The 14,768-nt window shown below is 72.0% G+C and carries 11 protein-coding genes; 7 read left to right on the forward strand and 4 right to left on the reverse strand.

The window, feature by feature from the left end; genetic code table 11:
- The first annotated feature begins 12 nt into the window (after positions 1-12).
- From dxs to QE370_RS13040, 3 genes are all read left to right on the forward strand, one after another.
- Complete coding sequence (dxs, locus tag QE370_RS13030) at positions 13-1,902, forward strand: 1-deoxy-D-xylulose-5-phosphate synthase (RefSeq protein WP_309634606.1); 1,890 nt, start codon at positions 13-15, stop codon at positions 1,900-1,902.
- A 10-nt stretch (positions 1,903-1,912) separates the two neighbouring features.
- Positions 1,913-2,818 (forward strand): PAC2 family protein, encoded by a 906-nt coding sequence (locus QE370_RS13035; RefSeq protein WP_309634607.1) that lies wholly within the window; start codon positions 1,913-1,915, stop codon positions 2,816-2,818.
- A gap of 492 nt (positions 2,819-3,310) precedes the next feature.
- A complete protein-coding gene (locus QE370_RS13040; protein WP_309634608.1) occupies positions 3,311-4,183 on the forward strand; it encodes an acyl-CoA thioesterase II in 873 nt (290 codons plus the stop codon).
- A gap of 60 nt (positions 4,184-4,243) precedes the next feature.
- Here QE370_RS13040 and QE370_RS13045 read toward each other — a convergent pair whose 3' ends face one another.
- The 3 genes from QE370_RS13045 to QE370_RS13055 form a co-directional block, all read right to left on the reverse strand.
- Positions 4,244-6,136: a CocE/NonD family hydrolase gene (locus QE370_RS13045; protein ID WP_309634609.1), complete on the reverse strand. Its 1,893-nt coding sequence runs from the start codon at positions 6,134-6,136 to the stop codon at positions 4,244-4,246.
- A gap of 65 nt (positions 6,137-6,201) precedes the next feature.
- Positions 6,202-7,077, reverse strand: coding sequence for a MaoC/PaaZ C-terminal domain-containing protein (locus QE370_RS13050; RefSeq protein ID WP_309634610.1), 876 nt, complete (start codon positions 7,075-7,077; stop codon positions 6,202-6,204).
- Entirely contained in the window at positions 7,074-8,420 is a 1,347-nt protein-coding gene (locus QE370_RS13055; protein ID WP_253022021.1) for a 3-oxoacyl-ACP reductase, read from the reverse strand. The genes QE370_RS13050 and QE370_RS13055 overlap by 4 nt, the downstream gene beginning before the upstream one ends.
- Before the next feature lie 217 nt (positions 8,421-8,637).
- On the opposite strand from QE370_RS13055, the gene QE370_RS13060 reads away from it, so the two are divergent.
- Complete coding sequence (locus QE370_RS13060) at positions 8,638-10,014, forward strand: acetyl-CoA C-acetyltransferase (RefSeq protein WP_309634611.1); 1,377 nt, start codon at positions 8,638-8,640, stop codon at positions 10,012-10,014.
- A gap of 88 nt (positions 10,015-10,102) precedes the next feature.
- Here the strand turns inward: QE370_RS13060 and QE370_RS13065 are convergent, their stop codons facing one another.
- The gene (locus QE370_RS13065) at positions 10,103-10,804 is read right to left on the reverse strand and encodes a TetR/AcrR family transcriptional regulator (RefSeq protein ID WP_067857753.1); all 702 of its coding nucleotides are present in this window, start codon (positions 10,802-10,804) and stop codon (positions 10,103-10,105) included.
- 117 nt (positions 10,805-10,921) lie between these two features.
- On the opposite strand from QE370_RS13065, the gene uvrB reads away from it, so the two are divergent.
- From uvrB to QE370_RS13080, 3 genes are all read left to right on the forward strand, one after another.
- Positions 10,922-13,006 carry an excinuclease ABC subunit UvrB gene (uvrB, locus tag QE370_RS13070; RefSeq protein WP_067857749.1) on the forward strand — a complete coding sequence of 695 codons (2,085 nt, stop codon included), beginning with the start codon at positions 10,922-10,924 and terminating at the stop codon, positions 13,004-13,006.
- A complete protein-coding gene (locus tag QE370_RS13075) occupies positions 13,003-13,791 on the forward strand; it encodes a hypothetical protein (protein WP_309634612.1) in 789 nt (262 codons plus the stop codon). Before uvrB ends, QE370_RS13075 begins: the two co-directional genes overlap by 4 nt.
- A 112-nt stretch (positions 13,792-13,903) precedes the next feature.
- Positions 13,904-14,638: an N-acetylmuramoyl-L-alanine amidase gene (locus QE370_RS13080; RefSeq protein ID WP_309634613.1), complete on the forward strand. Its 735-nt coding sequence runs from the start codon at positions 13,904-13,906 to the stop codon at positions 14,636-14,638.
- The last annotated feature ends 130 nt before the right edge of the window (positions 14,639-14,768 follow it).

The following is a 14,768-nucleotide window of genomic DNA, read 5'->3' on the forward strand; positions in this document are numbered from 1 at the left end:
TAGACTGACCGAATGGCGTTGCTCGACGAGATCACCGGCCCCGCGGACCTGCGGGCGATGTCCGACGCCGACCTCGAGACCCTCGCCCACGAGATCCGTGAGCGCACGATCGACGCCGTCGCCGCGCACGCGGGGCACCTGGGCCCGAACCTCGGCGTCGTCGAGCTGACGCTCGCGCTGCACCGGGTCTTCGACTCCCCGCGCGACCGCATCGTGTGGGACACCGGCCACCAGGCGTACGTGCACAAGATGGTCACCGGCCGCGCCCGCGACTTCGACACCCTGCGCCAGGAGGGTGGCCTGTCCGGCTACCCGAGCCGCGCGGAGTCCGAGCACGACTGGGTCGAGAACAGCCACGCGTCCACGAGCCTGTCCTACGCCGAGGGCATGGCGCGGGCCAACCAGGTGCTGGGCCGCGACGACCACGTCGTCGCGGTGATCGGCGACGGCGCCATGACGGGCGGCATGGCCTGGGAGGCCATCAACAACATCGCCGCCTCGCAGGACCGTCGCGTCGTCATCGTCGTCAACGACAACGGGCGCTCCTACCAGCCGACGGTCGGCGGACTCGCCAACCGGCTCACCGACATCCGCACCAACCCGCGCTACGAGCCGGCGCTCGGCGCGATCCGCGAGCGGCTGAACCGCGGCGGCTCCGTCGGGCCGGCCGCCTACGACGCCCTCCACGCCATCAAGAAGGGCCTCAAGGACGTCCTCGCGCCGCAGGGCATGTTCGAGGACCTCGGCCTGAAGTACGTCGGGCCGGTCGACGGGCACGACCGCAAGGCCGTCGAGTCCGCCCTCGCGCACGCCAAGCGCTTCGGCGGTCCCGTGCTCGTGCACGTGCTGACCACCAAGGGCCAGGGCTACGACATCGCCGTCGCGAACGAGAACGACCAGATGCACCAGGCCCCGCAGTTCGACCGGACGACGGGCGACGCCGTCTCGGTCGCGCCGGCCGGGTGGACGTCGGTGTTCCGCGACGAGGTCGTCCGGATCGCCGACGAGCGCCCCGACGTCGTCGGCATCACCGCGGCGATGCTCTACCCGGTCGGGCTCGACGCGTTCGCCGACAAGTTCCCCGACCGCGTCTTCGACGTCGGCATCGCCGAGCAGCACGCCGCGACGAGCGCCGCCGGCATGGCGATGGCCGGGCTCCACCCGGTGGTCGCGGTCTACGCCACGTTCCTCAACCGCGCGTTCGACCAGGTGCTGCTCGACGTCGCCCTCCACCGGTGCGGCGTCACGTTCGTGCTCGACCGTGCGGGTGTCACCGGCGACGACGGTGCTAGCCACAACGGCATGTGGGACATGTCGATGCTGCAGCTCGTGCCGCGGCTGCGCCTGGCCGCGCCGCGCGACGGGGCACGTCTGCGCGAGCTGCTGCGCGAGGCCGTCGACGTCGACGACGCGCCCACGGTCGTGCGCTTCGCGAAGGGTGCCGTGCCTGCCGACGTCGAGGCGATCGACACGGTCGGCACGTGCGACGTGCTCGCGCGTGGCGACCGACAGGACGTCCTCGTGCTCGCGGTCGGCTCGATGGTGCCCACCTGCCTCGCCGCGGCGGAGCAGCTGTCGGCGCAGGGCCTGGGGGTCACGGTCGTCGACCCGCGCTGGGTCAAGCCCTTCGACCCCGCCGTCGTCGGGCTCGCCGCCGAGCACCGCCTCGTCGTGACGGTCGAGGACAACGGCCGCGCCGGTGGTGTCGGGGCGGCGTTCACGCAGGCGCTGCGCGACGTCGAGAGCGAGGTGCCGGTCCGCGTGCACGGCGTGGCCCAGGAGTTCCTCGACCACGCGAAGCGTCCGGTCATCCTCGAGCGGCTCGGGCTGACGCCGGACGCCGTGGCCGCCGACACGCACGCCGCGTGGCTGCGGCTGACCGGGAACAACGCGGACGTCTGAGGGCTTGACGATGAAGTGGCCCTCACGACGTGACCGCGACGACGCGACCGACCCGACGCCCTCCGGCGACGGCCCGGTCCTCATCCATGCCCTCGACGGGTTCCTGACCGCGGGCGGTGCGCCGCGCATCGCGGCGCAGCACCTGCTCTCCGGCCGCGGCGAGGTGCTGCGCAGCTTCGACGTCGACGAGCTGTACGACTACCGCGCGCGGCGTCCGTTCATCACGTTCCGCCAGGACCACTACGTCGACTACGACGAGCCGCGGCTCGACGTCGTCCGTGAGCACGACCGGTCGGGCACGCCGTACCTGGTGCTGACCGGTCCGGAGCCGGACTTCCGGTGGGAGTCGTTCGTCGACGGCGTGCAGGAGGTCGTGGAGGACCTCGACGTGAGCCTGACCCTCGGCCTCGGGGCGGTGCCGATGGGGGTGCCGCACACGCGGCCCACGATGATCACGGCGCACGGGTCGCGCCCGGAGCTCGTCGACCGCACGAACCTGTGGCAGGCGGAGGTGCGCGTGCCGTCGTCGGCGCAGTCGCTCCTGGAGTACCGGCTGACCCAGCGTGGCCTCGACAGCGCCGGCTACGTCGCGCACGTGCCGCACTACCTGACCCAGGTCGACTACCCGCCGGCGGCGCTCGCGCTGCTCGAGGCGGTGCTCGACCGTACGGGCCTCGACCTCGACCTCGACCCGCTGCGCGCCGTGCAGGGCGCCACGGTGGCCGACATCGAGCGTCAGATCGAGGACCAGGGCGGTGCCGACGTCCTCGCGGGCCTCGAGCAGCAGTACGACGCCTTCACCCGCGGCGCCGCCGAGTCCCTGCTCGCCGAGGACGGCGACCTGCCGAGCGGCGACGAGCTGGCCGACCAGTTCGAGCAGTTCCTCGCCCGCCAGCGCAAGGACGACCAGGACTGACGCGGTCTCGCCCACCATCGGTGGATCTGCACCCTCAGGACCGCTCCTGCGGTTGAGGATCCACCGATGGCGGGCAGTGCGGCGGAAGGATCCTGCCTACGCGCGCGCCATGTCGAGCAATGTCGAACGATGATGCGTTCGCGCCGGGATCCCGTAGCCAACGCAAAATCCTTGGACCTTCCGCACACGAACGCAGAGTGCTGCGTCCAGCCCCAGCACCACCCGCAGCCCGCGACCCCGAATCAGCGCCGCCGCCAGCCGCTCGGTCGAGGCCTTTCGGAGACCGGACCCCGCGAAGGCCGAGGCAGCGCACCAGCAAGCACCAGCCCCCTGCGGCAGCGCGGCAGCACGACGAGACCCCTGCAGGCAGCGCAGCAGCACGACGAGGCCCCTGCAGGCAGCGCAGCAGCGAGCTCGCCACCCCGGTGTGAGCCCGCTCTCGACCCCCGCACGCCGGCGCGGAGCGGCCTCGCGGATCGGTAGGATCTGCGCGTGCCTGCATCCCTGGACGAGCTCGTGACCCTGCTGGACCTCGAACCGCTCGAGGTGGGCCTCTTCCGTGGCGGTCAGCCGGAGGGGTCCAGCCTGAAGCGGGTCTTCGGTGGCCAGGTGGCGGCGCAGGCGGTGACGGCGGCCCAGCTGACGGTGCCGGAGGACCGGCACATCCACTCGCTGCACGCCTACTTCCTGCTCGGCGGCGACCCGTCGATCCCGATCGTGTACGACGTGGAGAACGTGCGCGACGGTGGCTCGTTCACGACGCGGCGGATCGCGGCGCGTCAGCACGGCGAGAACATCTTCTACATGACCGCGTCGTTCCAGCGCACGGAGGACGGGTTCGACCACCAGGACGTCATGCCGCAGGTGCCGTCGCCGGCGGAGTCGGTGCCGCTGCTCGACGTGATCCGCCAGGTCCGCCCGCAGGAGGTGGAGTCGTGGAAGCGCGAGTGGTCGTCGTTCGACCTGCGCTACATCGGCGACAACCGTCCGGCTGACGACCCGACGCGGGCGACGGTGCCGGCGGTGCAGCGGCTGTGGTTCCGGGCCGACGGCACGCTGCCGGCGTCGCGGATCATCCACACGGCGGCGTTCGTGTACATCAGCGACTTCAGCCTGCTGGGCGTCGCGCTGCTGCCGCACGGCGAGCTGATCAGCTCGCCGCGGGTGCAGCCGGCGTCGCTGGACCACACGATCTGGTTCCACCGTCCGATCAGTGCCGACGAGTGGTTGCTGTACGACCAGACGTCGCCGTCGGCGTCGGGTGCGCGCGGGCTGAGCACGGCCCGGGTGTTCGCCGAGGACGGCACGCTCGTCGCGACCGTCGCGCAGGAGGGGCTGATCCGACGGGTCACGCCCCGCGACTGACCTCGCTGCGCTGCACCCGGCCGGCCTGCCCCCGATCGCCCTGGCCCGACGGCCCACCCGTCACGGCGTCCCGAAGGACAGCGACGACGGGTGCTGCGGTCCGGTGAGCACCGTCATCGGCACGAGCGACGGCAGGAGCGAGCCGAGGGTCGGCAGCAGGTGCGGCGCGTCGAAGCCCTGCACCGAGACGCGCAGCCGGTGTCCCTGGGGGATGCGCGCGCGGGTGGGGAAGACCTCGACGTCGATCGGCGCGACCTGGCCGGGGGCGAGCGGAGCCTGGGCCGCGCGCGTGAACGGGTGGTACGGCTGCACCAGGGTGCCGTCGACGTAGCGCGAGCGTGAGCGGTCGAGCGCGCGGTGCGAGAGCACCTGCCAGCCGCCGGTGAGCCGGGAGACCGTGCCGTCGGGCGCCACGTCGGAGACGGTGACCGCGAGCATGCCGTCGCCGGCGGGGGACGACGTGTAGAGGCGCGCGTTCAGCGGTCCCTGCACGACGACGTCGGCCTTCAGCGGGGCGGTCTCGAACACGGGGCCGAGGCTGTCGTTGAAGGAGTTGTTCGTGAAGCACGGCAGGTCCGGCAGCGCCTGGCGCAGGATGCCCGCGGTCCACTGGTTGGCCGAGCGCGTGCAGAGACCCTGCACGGGGACGGCCGGCACGGTCGTGCTGCCGCTGCGCGGCGTCCCGGCGGTGAGGCCACCCGGCGTGCCGGCCGTCGTGGCCGTGCCGCTGAGCCGGAACGTGCGCGGGGTGAGGCTGGACGGCATCCACGACGTCCCGCGCACCCAGCGGCCGCTGCCCTGCTCGTAGCTGCTCAGACCGGCGATCTCGTCGAGCCGCTGGTTGGGGAGGCCCTTGACGTAGTGGTCGAACCAGCGCAGCTGCAGCTGCTCGATGCTGCCGTACCCGGCGTCGCCGACCTCGGCGCCCGACGATCCCTGCAGGTGGTCCCAGGGGCCGACGATCATGCGGGTCGGGACGCCACGACGCTGCAGGTTCTCGTACAGGAGCGGTGTGCCGCGCTGGAAGAGGTCGTACTGGCCGGCGATGAAGAACGTGGGCACGGTGATCCGCGACGCGACCTGCAGGGGCGAGCGCTGCGTGTAGAAGGCGCCGTCGTAGGCGGGCTCGCCACCGGTGAAGGCGGACAGCAGGAGCTGGCTGCTGAACAGCCCGTTGCCGAGCAGGTGGGTCACGAGGGTGCCCAGGCCCGTGGCGGGGTCCGTCGCGGTGAGGGCCGGCGGGATGATCGACGTGCCGCTCACGAGGCCGAGCCAGAGCGGGATGAACCCGACGTCGAGCGCACCGCCGGAGGCCACCACGTCGCGGTAGACGTCGGCACCGGGCACCTGGGGGAAGATGGCTCGCAGGCCCTTCGGCCGGTCCGCCGCGGCGAAGAGCTGGGCGATGCCCATGTAGGAGGGACCGTTCATGGCCGTCCGTCCGTCGCTCCACGGCTGCTCGGCGGCCCAGGTCATGACCTCGCCGAAGTCGCGGTCCTCGCGCGAGCAGAACGCGCACCAGGTGCCGTCGGAGCTGCCGGTGCCGCGGGCGTCGACCGTGAGGTGCAGGTAGCCGCGCTTGACCAGGTAGCTCGGGTCGGTCCCGAGGAGGCCGCCGGCCTGGGACTGGACGTTCTTGTTGTAGGCCGTGATGGTGACGACGACCGGCAGCCGTCGGGTGACCGTCCGTCCGGAGGCGTCGACGGGGCGCATGAGGTTGCCGCGCAGCACGGTCTCGTCGGACGTGCGGATCGCGAGGTCCTGCTGGGTGACGGTGCTCGGGTACTGCTCGGGCCGCGGCTTCCACGCCGACGCCGCCGAGACGGCGCCCGTGACGGATGTCGCGGAGGCGGGCGGGACCGCCGTGGCCGCGCCCGCCGGGGCCGTCAGCGCGGCGCACGTCGCCGCTGCGGACACGGCGAGCACGAGGGTGCGGGTGAGCAGGTTCGTCATCGGTCCTCCTGGTGGTCCGGGAGGACCAACGACGAGACCTGCATCACGTCACGCCCGTGACGACGTCAGTGGCTGACCCGACCGACGAGGTGCGTCACGTCCTTCTTCTGCGCGCGGACGCCGAAGACGATGCCGTCGTCGGACGCGTCGGACCCGAAGACGACGGTCGTCGGCAGCAGCACCGGCTTCTTGAACTCGACGTCGACGGTGAACGCGTCGGGCAGCCGGTTCTGCAGCGCCGCCAGGCTGCGCGCCTTCGTCCACATCCCGTGCGCGATGTTGGTCGGGAAGCCGAACGCCTTCGCGGTGACGGGGTAGAGGTGGATGGGGTTGCGGTCGCCCGAGACCGCGCCGTAGCGACGTCCCAGGTTGCCCGCGAGCCGCCAGTGCACGACGCCGCGCGGCGCCTCCACGCCGTCCAGGACCGGGGTCGACGTCTCGGCGTCACCGCCGCGCCCCCGCGAGAACAGCGTCATGGTCTCGTCCCAGACGACCTCCTCGCCGACCGTGACGGTGGTGAGCACGTCGACGAGACGACCCTTCGGGTGCGGTCGCAGGTCGGCGGCGTGCACCGACACGTCGAACGCCTCGTCGAGGCCGATCGGGCGGTGCTGGGTGATGCGGTTGCGCAGGTGCACCAGACCCATGGGCGCGAACGGGAACGAGGTGTCGGTCATGAGCGCCATGTGCAGCCCGAAGGCGGCCATGTGCGGGTACGTGACCGGCAGGTGCTCGGCGCGCGGGAACGCGCAGACCTCCAGGTAGCGCTCCAGGTGTGCCGGGTCCGTGCGGACGCCGTGCCGCTCGAGCACCAGGTCGGGCACGGTGCCCGAGGCGTGCTTGACGCCGGGCAGCGAGCCGACGACCGGGAGGGCCGGCAGGGCCGCCTTGAGCATGAGCGGCAGCGTGGCCGGCGCCGCCTCGAACTGCCTGGTGGTCACGACGCCCCCAGCAGCATCTGGCCGTTGACGCCGAGCACGTTGCCGCTCACCGCGCCGGAGCCGGGGTTGGCGAACCAGGCGATGGCCTCGGCGACGTCGACGGGCTGGCCGCCCTGCGACATCGAGTTCATGCGGCGGCCGGCCTCGCGGATGCCGAGCGGGATGGTCTTGACCATCTCGGTCTCCATGAAGCCGGGGGCCACGACGTTGGCCGTGATGCCGTCGCCGGCCACGCGCTCGGCGAGCGCCTGGATCCAGCCGATGACCCCGGCCTTCGCGGAGGCGTAGTTGGTCTGGCCGTTGTTGCCCGCGATGCCGGCGATGGACGCGATGCCGATGACCGTGCCGCCCTCGTTGATGAGGCCCTGGGCGAGCAGCTCGTCGGTGATCCGCTGCGGGGCGCCGACGGAGATGTCGACCACGAGCTGCCAGTTCTCGGGCTTCATGTTGCGCAGGCGCTTGTCGCGCGTGATGCCGGCGTTGTGCACGACCACGTCGACGGAGCCGTAGTTCTCCTTGACGTACGCCGCGATCGTGGCGGGGGCGTCCTCGGCGGTGATGTCGCCGACGATGTAGCCGCCGCCGAGCTCGTCGGCGAGGGCCTTGAGGTCCGCCTCCAGGGGCGGGACGTCGAGGCCGATGACGGTGGCGCCGTCACGGGCGAGGGTGCGCATGTCGGCCTCGCCGAGACCGCGCGACGCGCCGGTGACGAGGGCGACCTTGCCGGCCAGCGGCTTCTCGAGGTCGACCGGGTCCGTGACCGACGTGATGCCCGTCGTGCCGATCCGCACGACCTGGCCGGAGACGTAGGCCGACTTGGGGGAGAGGAAGAAGCCGAGGGTCGACGCGAGCGACGTCTCGGCGCCGGGGGCGAGGTAGACGAGGTTCGCCGTGCTGCCGCCGCCGACCTCCTTGGCCAGCGAGCGGGTGAAGCCCTCGAGGGCGCGCTGCGCGACGCGGGCGCCCTCGCTGCCGGCCTGCTCGGGGACGGTCCCGACCACGACGACGCGGCCGCTGCCCTGGAGCTGGCGCAGCACGGGCGTGAAGAACTCCTGGAGCGCGACGAGGCCGGCCGCGTCCGCGATGCCGGTCGCGTCGAAGACGAGGCCCTTGTAGCGCTTGCCCTGGGCGGGCACGCCGGTCGCCTCGACCTTGAGCGCCTTCAGCGCGGCCGTGACGGCCTTCGCGACGTCGCCCTGCGTGGCGCTGCCCGTCAGCACGGAGCCCTGGACGAGCGGGCCGCCCTCGTAGCGCTCCAGGTACGGAGGGTTGGGCAGTCCGAGGTTCTTGACGAGGAACTTGCCGATCGGGTTGTGGGCCAGGTCCTGGTAACGATCGCTCATCGCCGGGTGTGTCCTATCTCTCGCATACCATTGGTATCTGGATTCGCAGCCAAACTGTAACTTGGAGTGACACCAACGTCCACCGAGGGTGGCGAGGCGCACACGGGCGTGCAGGCGACCGAGGACCGCGTCGCGTGGCACCATCGTCGCACCCACCCCGGTGGCTCGGCACCACCCGACCACCCCGTCCACCCCGAAGCGCAAGGAGCACCGCGCCATGGCGGAGAACACCCCCGCGAAGAAGACGGCCGCGAAGAAGGCCCCGGCCAAGAAGGCCTCGGCCGCGAAGGCCGAGGCCTCGTCCGGCCAGAGCATCCGCAAGGTCGTCGTCGTCGGCGGCAACCGGATCCCGTTCGCCCGGTCCAACACCGTCTACCAGAACGTCTCCAACCAGGAGATGCTCACCGCTGCGCTCGACGGCCTCGTCGCCCGCTACGGCCTCGAGGGCGAGCGCGTCGGCGAGTTCGTCGCCGGTGCCGTCCTCAAGCACAGCCGCGACTTCAACCTCGCCCGCGAGGTCGTGCTCGGCTCCGCGCTGTCGCCCGAGACGCCCGCCGAGGACATCCAGCAGGCCTGTGGCACGGGTCTGCAGGCCGCCTTCCAGGTCGCGGCCAAGATCCAGCTCGGCAAGATCGAGTCCGGCATCGCCGGCGGCACCGACACCACGTCGGACGCCCCGCTGGCCATCGGCGACAAGCTCCGCAAGATCCTCATCGAGGCCAACAACGCCAAGGACACCAAGGGCCGGCTCGCCGCCCTCGCCAAGGTGCGCCCGGCCTACCTCGCACCCGACCAGCCGCGCAACGCCGAGCCGCGCACGGGCCTGTCGATGGGTGACCACCAGGCCCTCACCACCCACGCCTGGGGCATCACGCGGGAGGCGCAGGACGAGCTCGCCGCGCTGTCGCACCAGAACCTCGCAAAGTCCTGGGACGAGGGCTGGCAGGACGACCTCGTCACCCCGTTCCACGGCGTCACGAAGGACAACCACCTGCGTCCCGACTCCACGGTCGAGAAGCTGGCGAAGCTGCGGCCGGTCTTCGGCAAGCAGCTCGGCGACGAGGCGACCATGACGGCCGGCAACTCCACCCCGCTGTCCGACGGCGCCTCGGTGGCGCTGCTCGCCTCGGAGGAGGAGGCGGAGCGCCGCGGCTGGACCAAGCGCGCCTACTTCGTCGACTACGAGACCGCCGCCGTCGACTACGTCAGCGGCGCCGAGGGCCTGCTCATGGCCCCGGCCTACGCCGTCCCGCGCATGCTCGCCCGCAACGGCCTGACGCTGCAGGACTTCGACTACTACGAGATCCACGAGGCGTTCGCCGGCCAGGTGCTGTCGACGCTGGCCGCGTGGGAGGACGCCGACTTCTGCCAGCAGAAGCTCGGCCTCGACGTGCCGCTGGGCTCGATCGACCGCAGCAAGCTCAACGTCAAGGGCTCCTCGCTCGCCGCGGCCCACCCGTTCGCCGCCACCGGAGCCCGCATCGTGGCCAACCTCGCGAAGCTGCTCCACGAGAAGGGCGCGGGCAGCCGCGGGCTCATCTCGATCTGCGCCGCCGGCGGCCAGGGCGTCGTCGCGATCCTCGAGGGCGCCTGACCCTCGGCGACCCGACGCCGACGACCCGCACGAGCGAAGGACCCCCACGGCGGTGCCGTGGGGGTCCTTCGCGTGCCGGGGGTGGGGCTCAGGCGCCGCGTGCCATGGCCAGCGCGCCGCGCAGCAGGTGGGCCAGCAGGTCGTCGGTGCCGACCGGGTCCACGACGGGCAGGCCCGAGATGTGCCGGCGCACCGACAGCTGCAGGTGGGCGAGGTTCAGCGCGCCGAGGCCCTGCGTGTAGAGCACGTTGGCGAGCAGGTGCGGGTCGGCCACGGCGAAGTCGCCCGTCCGCGTGCCGTCCTCCAGCACGCCGACGACGTGGCCGAGGCAGGCGCTCATGCCCGTGCCGAGACGGATCATGACGTCCTCGCTGACCTCCTCCATGAGCTCGGTGCCGCGGCGCCGCAGCAGCGTCTGCGCACAGTCCACGAAGGCCGGGTGCTCGAGGCCGTAGCCGAAGAACGCCCGCACGAGCAGCTCGAGCCGCTCGGCCGCGCCGAGGTCGGGGTCGTCACCGGGGGCGAGGGCGGCGTCGAGCTCGGTCAGGTAGCCGAGCAGCGTCACGGCGAACAGCTCCTCCTTGCTGGAGAAGTGCCGGTAGATGATGGCCCGGTTGATGCCGACGGCCCGTGCGATGTCCTCGATCTGCGCCTCGCGCACGCCCCGCTCGTCGAACAGGGCGCGGGTGGCGGCGACGATCTCGCGCGAGCGCTCGGCTCGCCGCTCGGCCGTCCGCGGACGCACCGCGGGGGGTGCTGGCGAGTCGGCCTCCGGCTCCGATACAGACATGGATCCATCCTAGGCTCGACGACGCGCGGCACGTCACTCCCGGGGCGTCGTGGCGGGTCGTCCGGCCGGACCTCGTCGAGCGCGCCACTGTCGGTGGCGGGTCGTACGGTGGAGCACATGAGGCCCTTGTCCGAGCTGCGCCGCCAGGTCGCCCCCTTCACCGTCGTCTCCGAGTACCAGCCCGCGGGCGACCAGCCCGCCGCCATCCAGGCGCTGCAGGAGAGGATCGAGGGCGGCGAGCAGGACGTCGTGCTCATGGGTGCGACCGGCACGGGCAAGACCGCCACCACGGCCTGGCTCGCCGAGCGGCTCCAGCGACCCATGCTGGTGATGCTGCCGAACAAGACGCTGGCCGCCCAGTTCGCGAACGAGCTGCGGGAGCTGCTCCCGAACAACGCCGTCGAGTACTTCGTGTCCTACTACGACTACTACCAGCCCGAGGCGTACGTCCCGCAGAGCGACACCTACATCGAGAAGGACTCCTCGATCAACGAGGAGGTCGAGCGGCTGCGCCACAGCGCCACGTGGTCGCTGCTCACCCGACGCGACGTGATCGTCGTCGCGACCGTCTCGTGCATCTACGGCCTCGGCTCGGCGCAGGAGTACATGGAGCGGATGATCCGCTTCAAGGTCGGCGACGAGAAGCCGCGCGAGGAGCTGCTGCGCACGCTCGTGCAGGCCCAGTACGTCCGCAACGACGTCGCGCCGACCCGCGGCACCTTCCGGGTGAAGGGCGACACGCTCGAGATCTTCCCCGTCTACCAGGAGATGGCCGTCCGCATCGAGTTCTTCGGCGACGAGATCGAGCGGCTCATGACGCTGCACCCGCTCACCGGCGAGGTGATCAGCGAGGACACCGAGCTCGCGGTCGGCGCGGCGACCCACTACGCCGTCGGGCCCGACATCATGACCCGGGCGATCGAGAGCATCGAGATCGAGCTCAAGGACCGGCTGGCCGAGCTCGAGGCGCAGGGCAGCCTGCTCGAGGCGCAGCGGCTGCGCATGCGCACCACCTACGACATCGAGATGATGCAGCAGGTCGGCACGTGCTCCGGCATCGAGAACTACTCGCGTCACATGGACGGTCGTGCGCCGGGCTCGGCGCCCAACTGCCTGCTCGACTACTTCCCGGAGGACTTCGTGCTCGTCCTCGACGAGTCGCACGTGACGGTGCCGCAGATCGGTGCCATGTACGAGGGCGACATGTCGCGCAAGCGCACGCTCGTCGAGCACGGCTTCCGGCTGCCCAGCGCCATGGACAACCGTCCGCTCACGTGGAGCGAGTTCCTCGAGCGCATCGGCCAGACCGTCTACCTCTCGGCCACGCCGGGCAACTACGAGATGGAGAAGACCGGTGGCGAGGTGGTCGAGCAGATCATCCGGCCCACCGGCCTGGTCGACCCCGAGGTGCTGGTCAAGCCGACGCGGGGCCAGATCGACGACCTCGTGGCGCAGATCCGCGACCGGGTCGAGAAAAACGAGCGCGTGCTCGTCACGACCCTCACCAAGAAGATGTCCGAGGACCTCACCGACTACCTGCTCGAGGCCGGAATCCGCACGCGCTACCTGCACAGCGAGGTCGACACGCTGCGTCGCGTCGAGCTGCTGCGCGAGCTGCGCATGGGCGAGTACGACGTGCTCGTCGGCATCAACCTGCTGCGCGAGGGCCTCGACCTGCCCGAGGTGAGCCTGGTGGCGATCCTCGACGCCGACAAGGAAGGCTTCCTGCGCTCCGGACGCTCGCTCATCCAGACGATCGGTCGCGCCGCCCGCAACGTGTCGGGCCAGGTGATCATGTACGCCGACCGGATCACGGACTCGATGGCGCTGGCCATCGACGAGACGAATCGCCGTCGCGAGCGTCAGGTCGCCTACAACACCGAGCGCGGCATCGACCCGCAGCCGCTGCGCAAGAAGATCGGCGACATCACCGACCTGCTCGCTCGCGAGGACGCCGACACGACCAAGCTGCTCGCCGCCACCGGTGACCACAAACGTCGCGGTGCGCCGGTGCCGCTCGGCCAGCACACGGCCGACCTCGCCGACCTGCCCTCGGCCGACCTCGCCGCGCTCATCGAGCAGCTGAGCGAGCAGATGCACACGGCTGCCGCCGACCTGCAGTTCGAGGTCGCGGCCCGGCTGCGCGACGAGATCGGGGAGCTGAAGAAGGAGCTGCGCGGCATGCTCGAGGCGCACGCGTGAGCGTCCGTGCCGCTGCGGGCGACCTCGCGATCGAGGTCGACCCGGCTCACGGGGCCCGGCTGGTGTCCTTCACCGTCGCGGGGGAGGAGCTGCTCTCGACGCAGGAGGTCCCCGGCGTACCGACGTCGATCTCGCGGGGCTGCTACCCGATGGTCCCCTGGGCGGGGCGGATCGGCGGCGGCACCGTCGAGCACGCCGGACAGCGTCACGCCCTGCCGCTCGACGGCGACGGCAACGCGTTGCACGGGCTCGGCCTCGACGCCGTGTGGCAGCAGGACGACGCGACCCACGACGGTGCGGCCTTCTCCGTCGAGCTGGGCGACCCGTGGCCGGTCCGCGGTCGTGCCACGCTGCGCTACGCGCTGACGCCGCGTCAGCTCGTCTGCACGCTCACCTGGGACGGCGCCGGTCCGGGCGCCTCGCTCGGCCTGCACCCGTGGTTCCGGCGCACGCTCTCCGACGGGACGAGCGCCGACGTCGACGTCGCGCCGCTCGAGATGGTCGAGCGTGACGGTGCTCTGCCCACCGGTCGCCTCGTCGCACCCCGCGAGGGTCCGTGGGACGACTGCTTCCGGCTCGCTCGCGACCCGGTCGTGCGCTGGGGCGACGCGCTCACGCTGCGGCTGTCCAGCGACGCACCCTGGTGGGTGGTCTACAGCGAGCCCGACCACGCGGTCTGCATCGAGCCGCAGACCGCCCCGCCCGACGCCTTCGCGCACCCGGACTGGCACCGCTGGCTGCAGGCGCGCTCGCTCACCTTCACGCTCGACGTCGAGACGCGGTAGGGCGGGCGTCGCCGACGGTAGTGCGATCGGCGACGTCGTCGGCGGAGCTGGGTCGGGCCCCGTAGCGTCGTCCCGAGGCGTCCCGCCAGGGACCAGGACCGAGAGCAGGCCCATGACACGGATCGACGAGGAGCCGACCACTCGCCCGACGTCGTCGTCGGCGACCGTGGGTCGTCGGATGCTGCTCGGCGGGGCCGTGGCCACGACGTTCGCGGTCGGCGGTCTTGCCCTGCTCGACCGGATGCCCTACGTCCGGGACCTGCCGATCCCGGGGCGTCGGCGGGTGCAGCTGACCTGGTTGGCCGACGAGCTCCGCAGCGCGGGGCTGCGCGTGGAGGGCGACGAGGGGTGGCTCGAGCGGGGCCGCCCGTGGGCGTTCGACCCGGTGGGCGTGCTGATGCACCACACGGCCTTCCGCGCCACGGGCGCAGATCCGCAGCCGGCGCTGGCCACGGTGCGCGACGGTCGCCCGGGGCTGCGGGGTCCGCTGTGCCACGTGCTCGTCGCCCGCGACGGCACCTGCCACGTGATCTCCGCCGGACGCGCCAACCACGCCGGCGAGGCGCGACCGAGCGGCCCGGTGGAGGGCGGCGACGGCAACGTCTCCTATGTCGGCATCGAGATCGACTACGCACCCCAGCAGCCGTTCTCCCAGCAGCCGACCACGGCGCAGCTCGACGCGTCCGTCGTGGCCGCTGCGGCCATCGTCGCGCGGCTGGGCAACGGCGCGGACCACGTGCGCTACCACTCCGAGACGAGCCTCGCGGGCAAGTGGGACCCGGGGAGCACGCTCGACGCCGACGCCTTCCGGGCGCGGGTGGCGGCCGAGCTCGACCGTCGGGCCTGAGCGCGCGCGACCTCGGCCCCGGCCGACCCCCGCGCCGTGCGCCAGGCCGGTGCCGGCTGCAACAATGTTCGGCGGAGGGGAGTATTCCTTCGCTGCAGCGTCGTCATCACGGGGGTCCGCCTGACCCTCC

The sequence above is a fragment of the Aeromicrobium sp. SORGH_AS_0981 genome, from assembly GCF_031453195.1.
GTDB lineage: Bacteria > Actinomycetota > Actinomycetes > Propionibacteriales > Nocardioidaceae > Aeromicrobium.

Coding starts and splice junctions, on each gene's coding strand:
- QE370_RS13080 (WP_309634613.1), top strand. CDS start 13,904: ATGACACGGATCGACGAGGAGCCGACCACTCGCCCGACGTCGTCGTCG.
- QE370_RS13060 (WP_309634611.1), top strand. CDS start 8,638: ATGGCGGAGAACACCCCCGCGAAGAAGACGGCCGCGAAGAAGGCCCCG.
- QE370_RS13065 (WP_067857753.1), bottom strand. CDS start 10,804: ATGTCTGTATCGGAGCCGGAGGCCGACTCGCCAGCACCCCCCGCGGTG.
- QE370_RS13055 (WP_253022021.1), bottom strand. CDS start 8,420: ATGAGCGATCGTTACCAGGACCTGGCCCACAACCCGATCGGCAAGTTC.
- QE370_RS13045 (WP_309634609.1), bottom strand. CDS start 6,136: ATGACGAACCTGCTCACCCGCACCCTCGTGCTCGCCGTGTCCGCAGCG.
- QE370_RS13035 (WP_309634607.1), top strand. CDS start 1,913: ATGAAGTGGCCCTCACGACGTGACCGCGACGACGCGACCGACCCGACG.
- uvrB (WP_067857749.1), top strand. CDS start 10,922: ATGAGGCCCTTGTCCGAGCTGCGCCGCCAGGTCGCCCCCTTCACCGTC.
- dxs (WP_309634606.1), top strand. CDS start 13: ATGGCGTTGCTCGACGAGATCACCGGCCCCGCGGACCTGCGGGCGATG.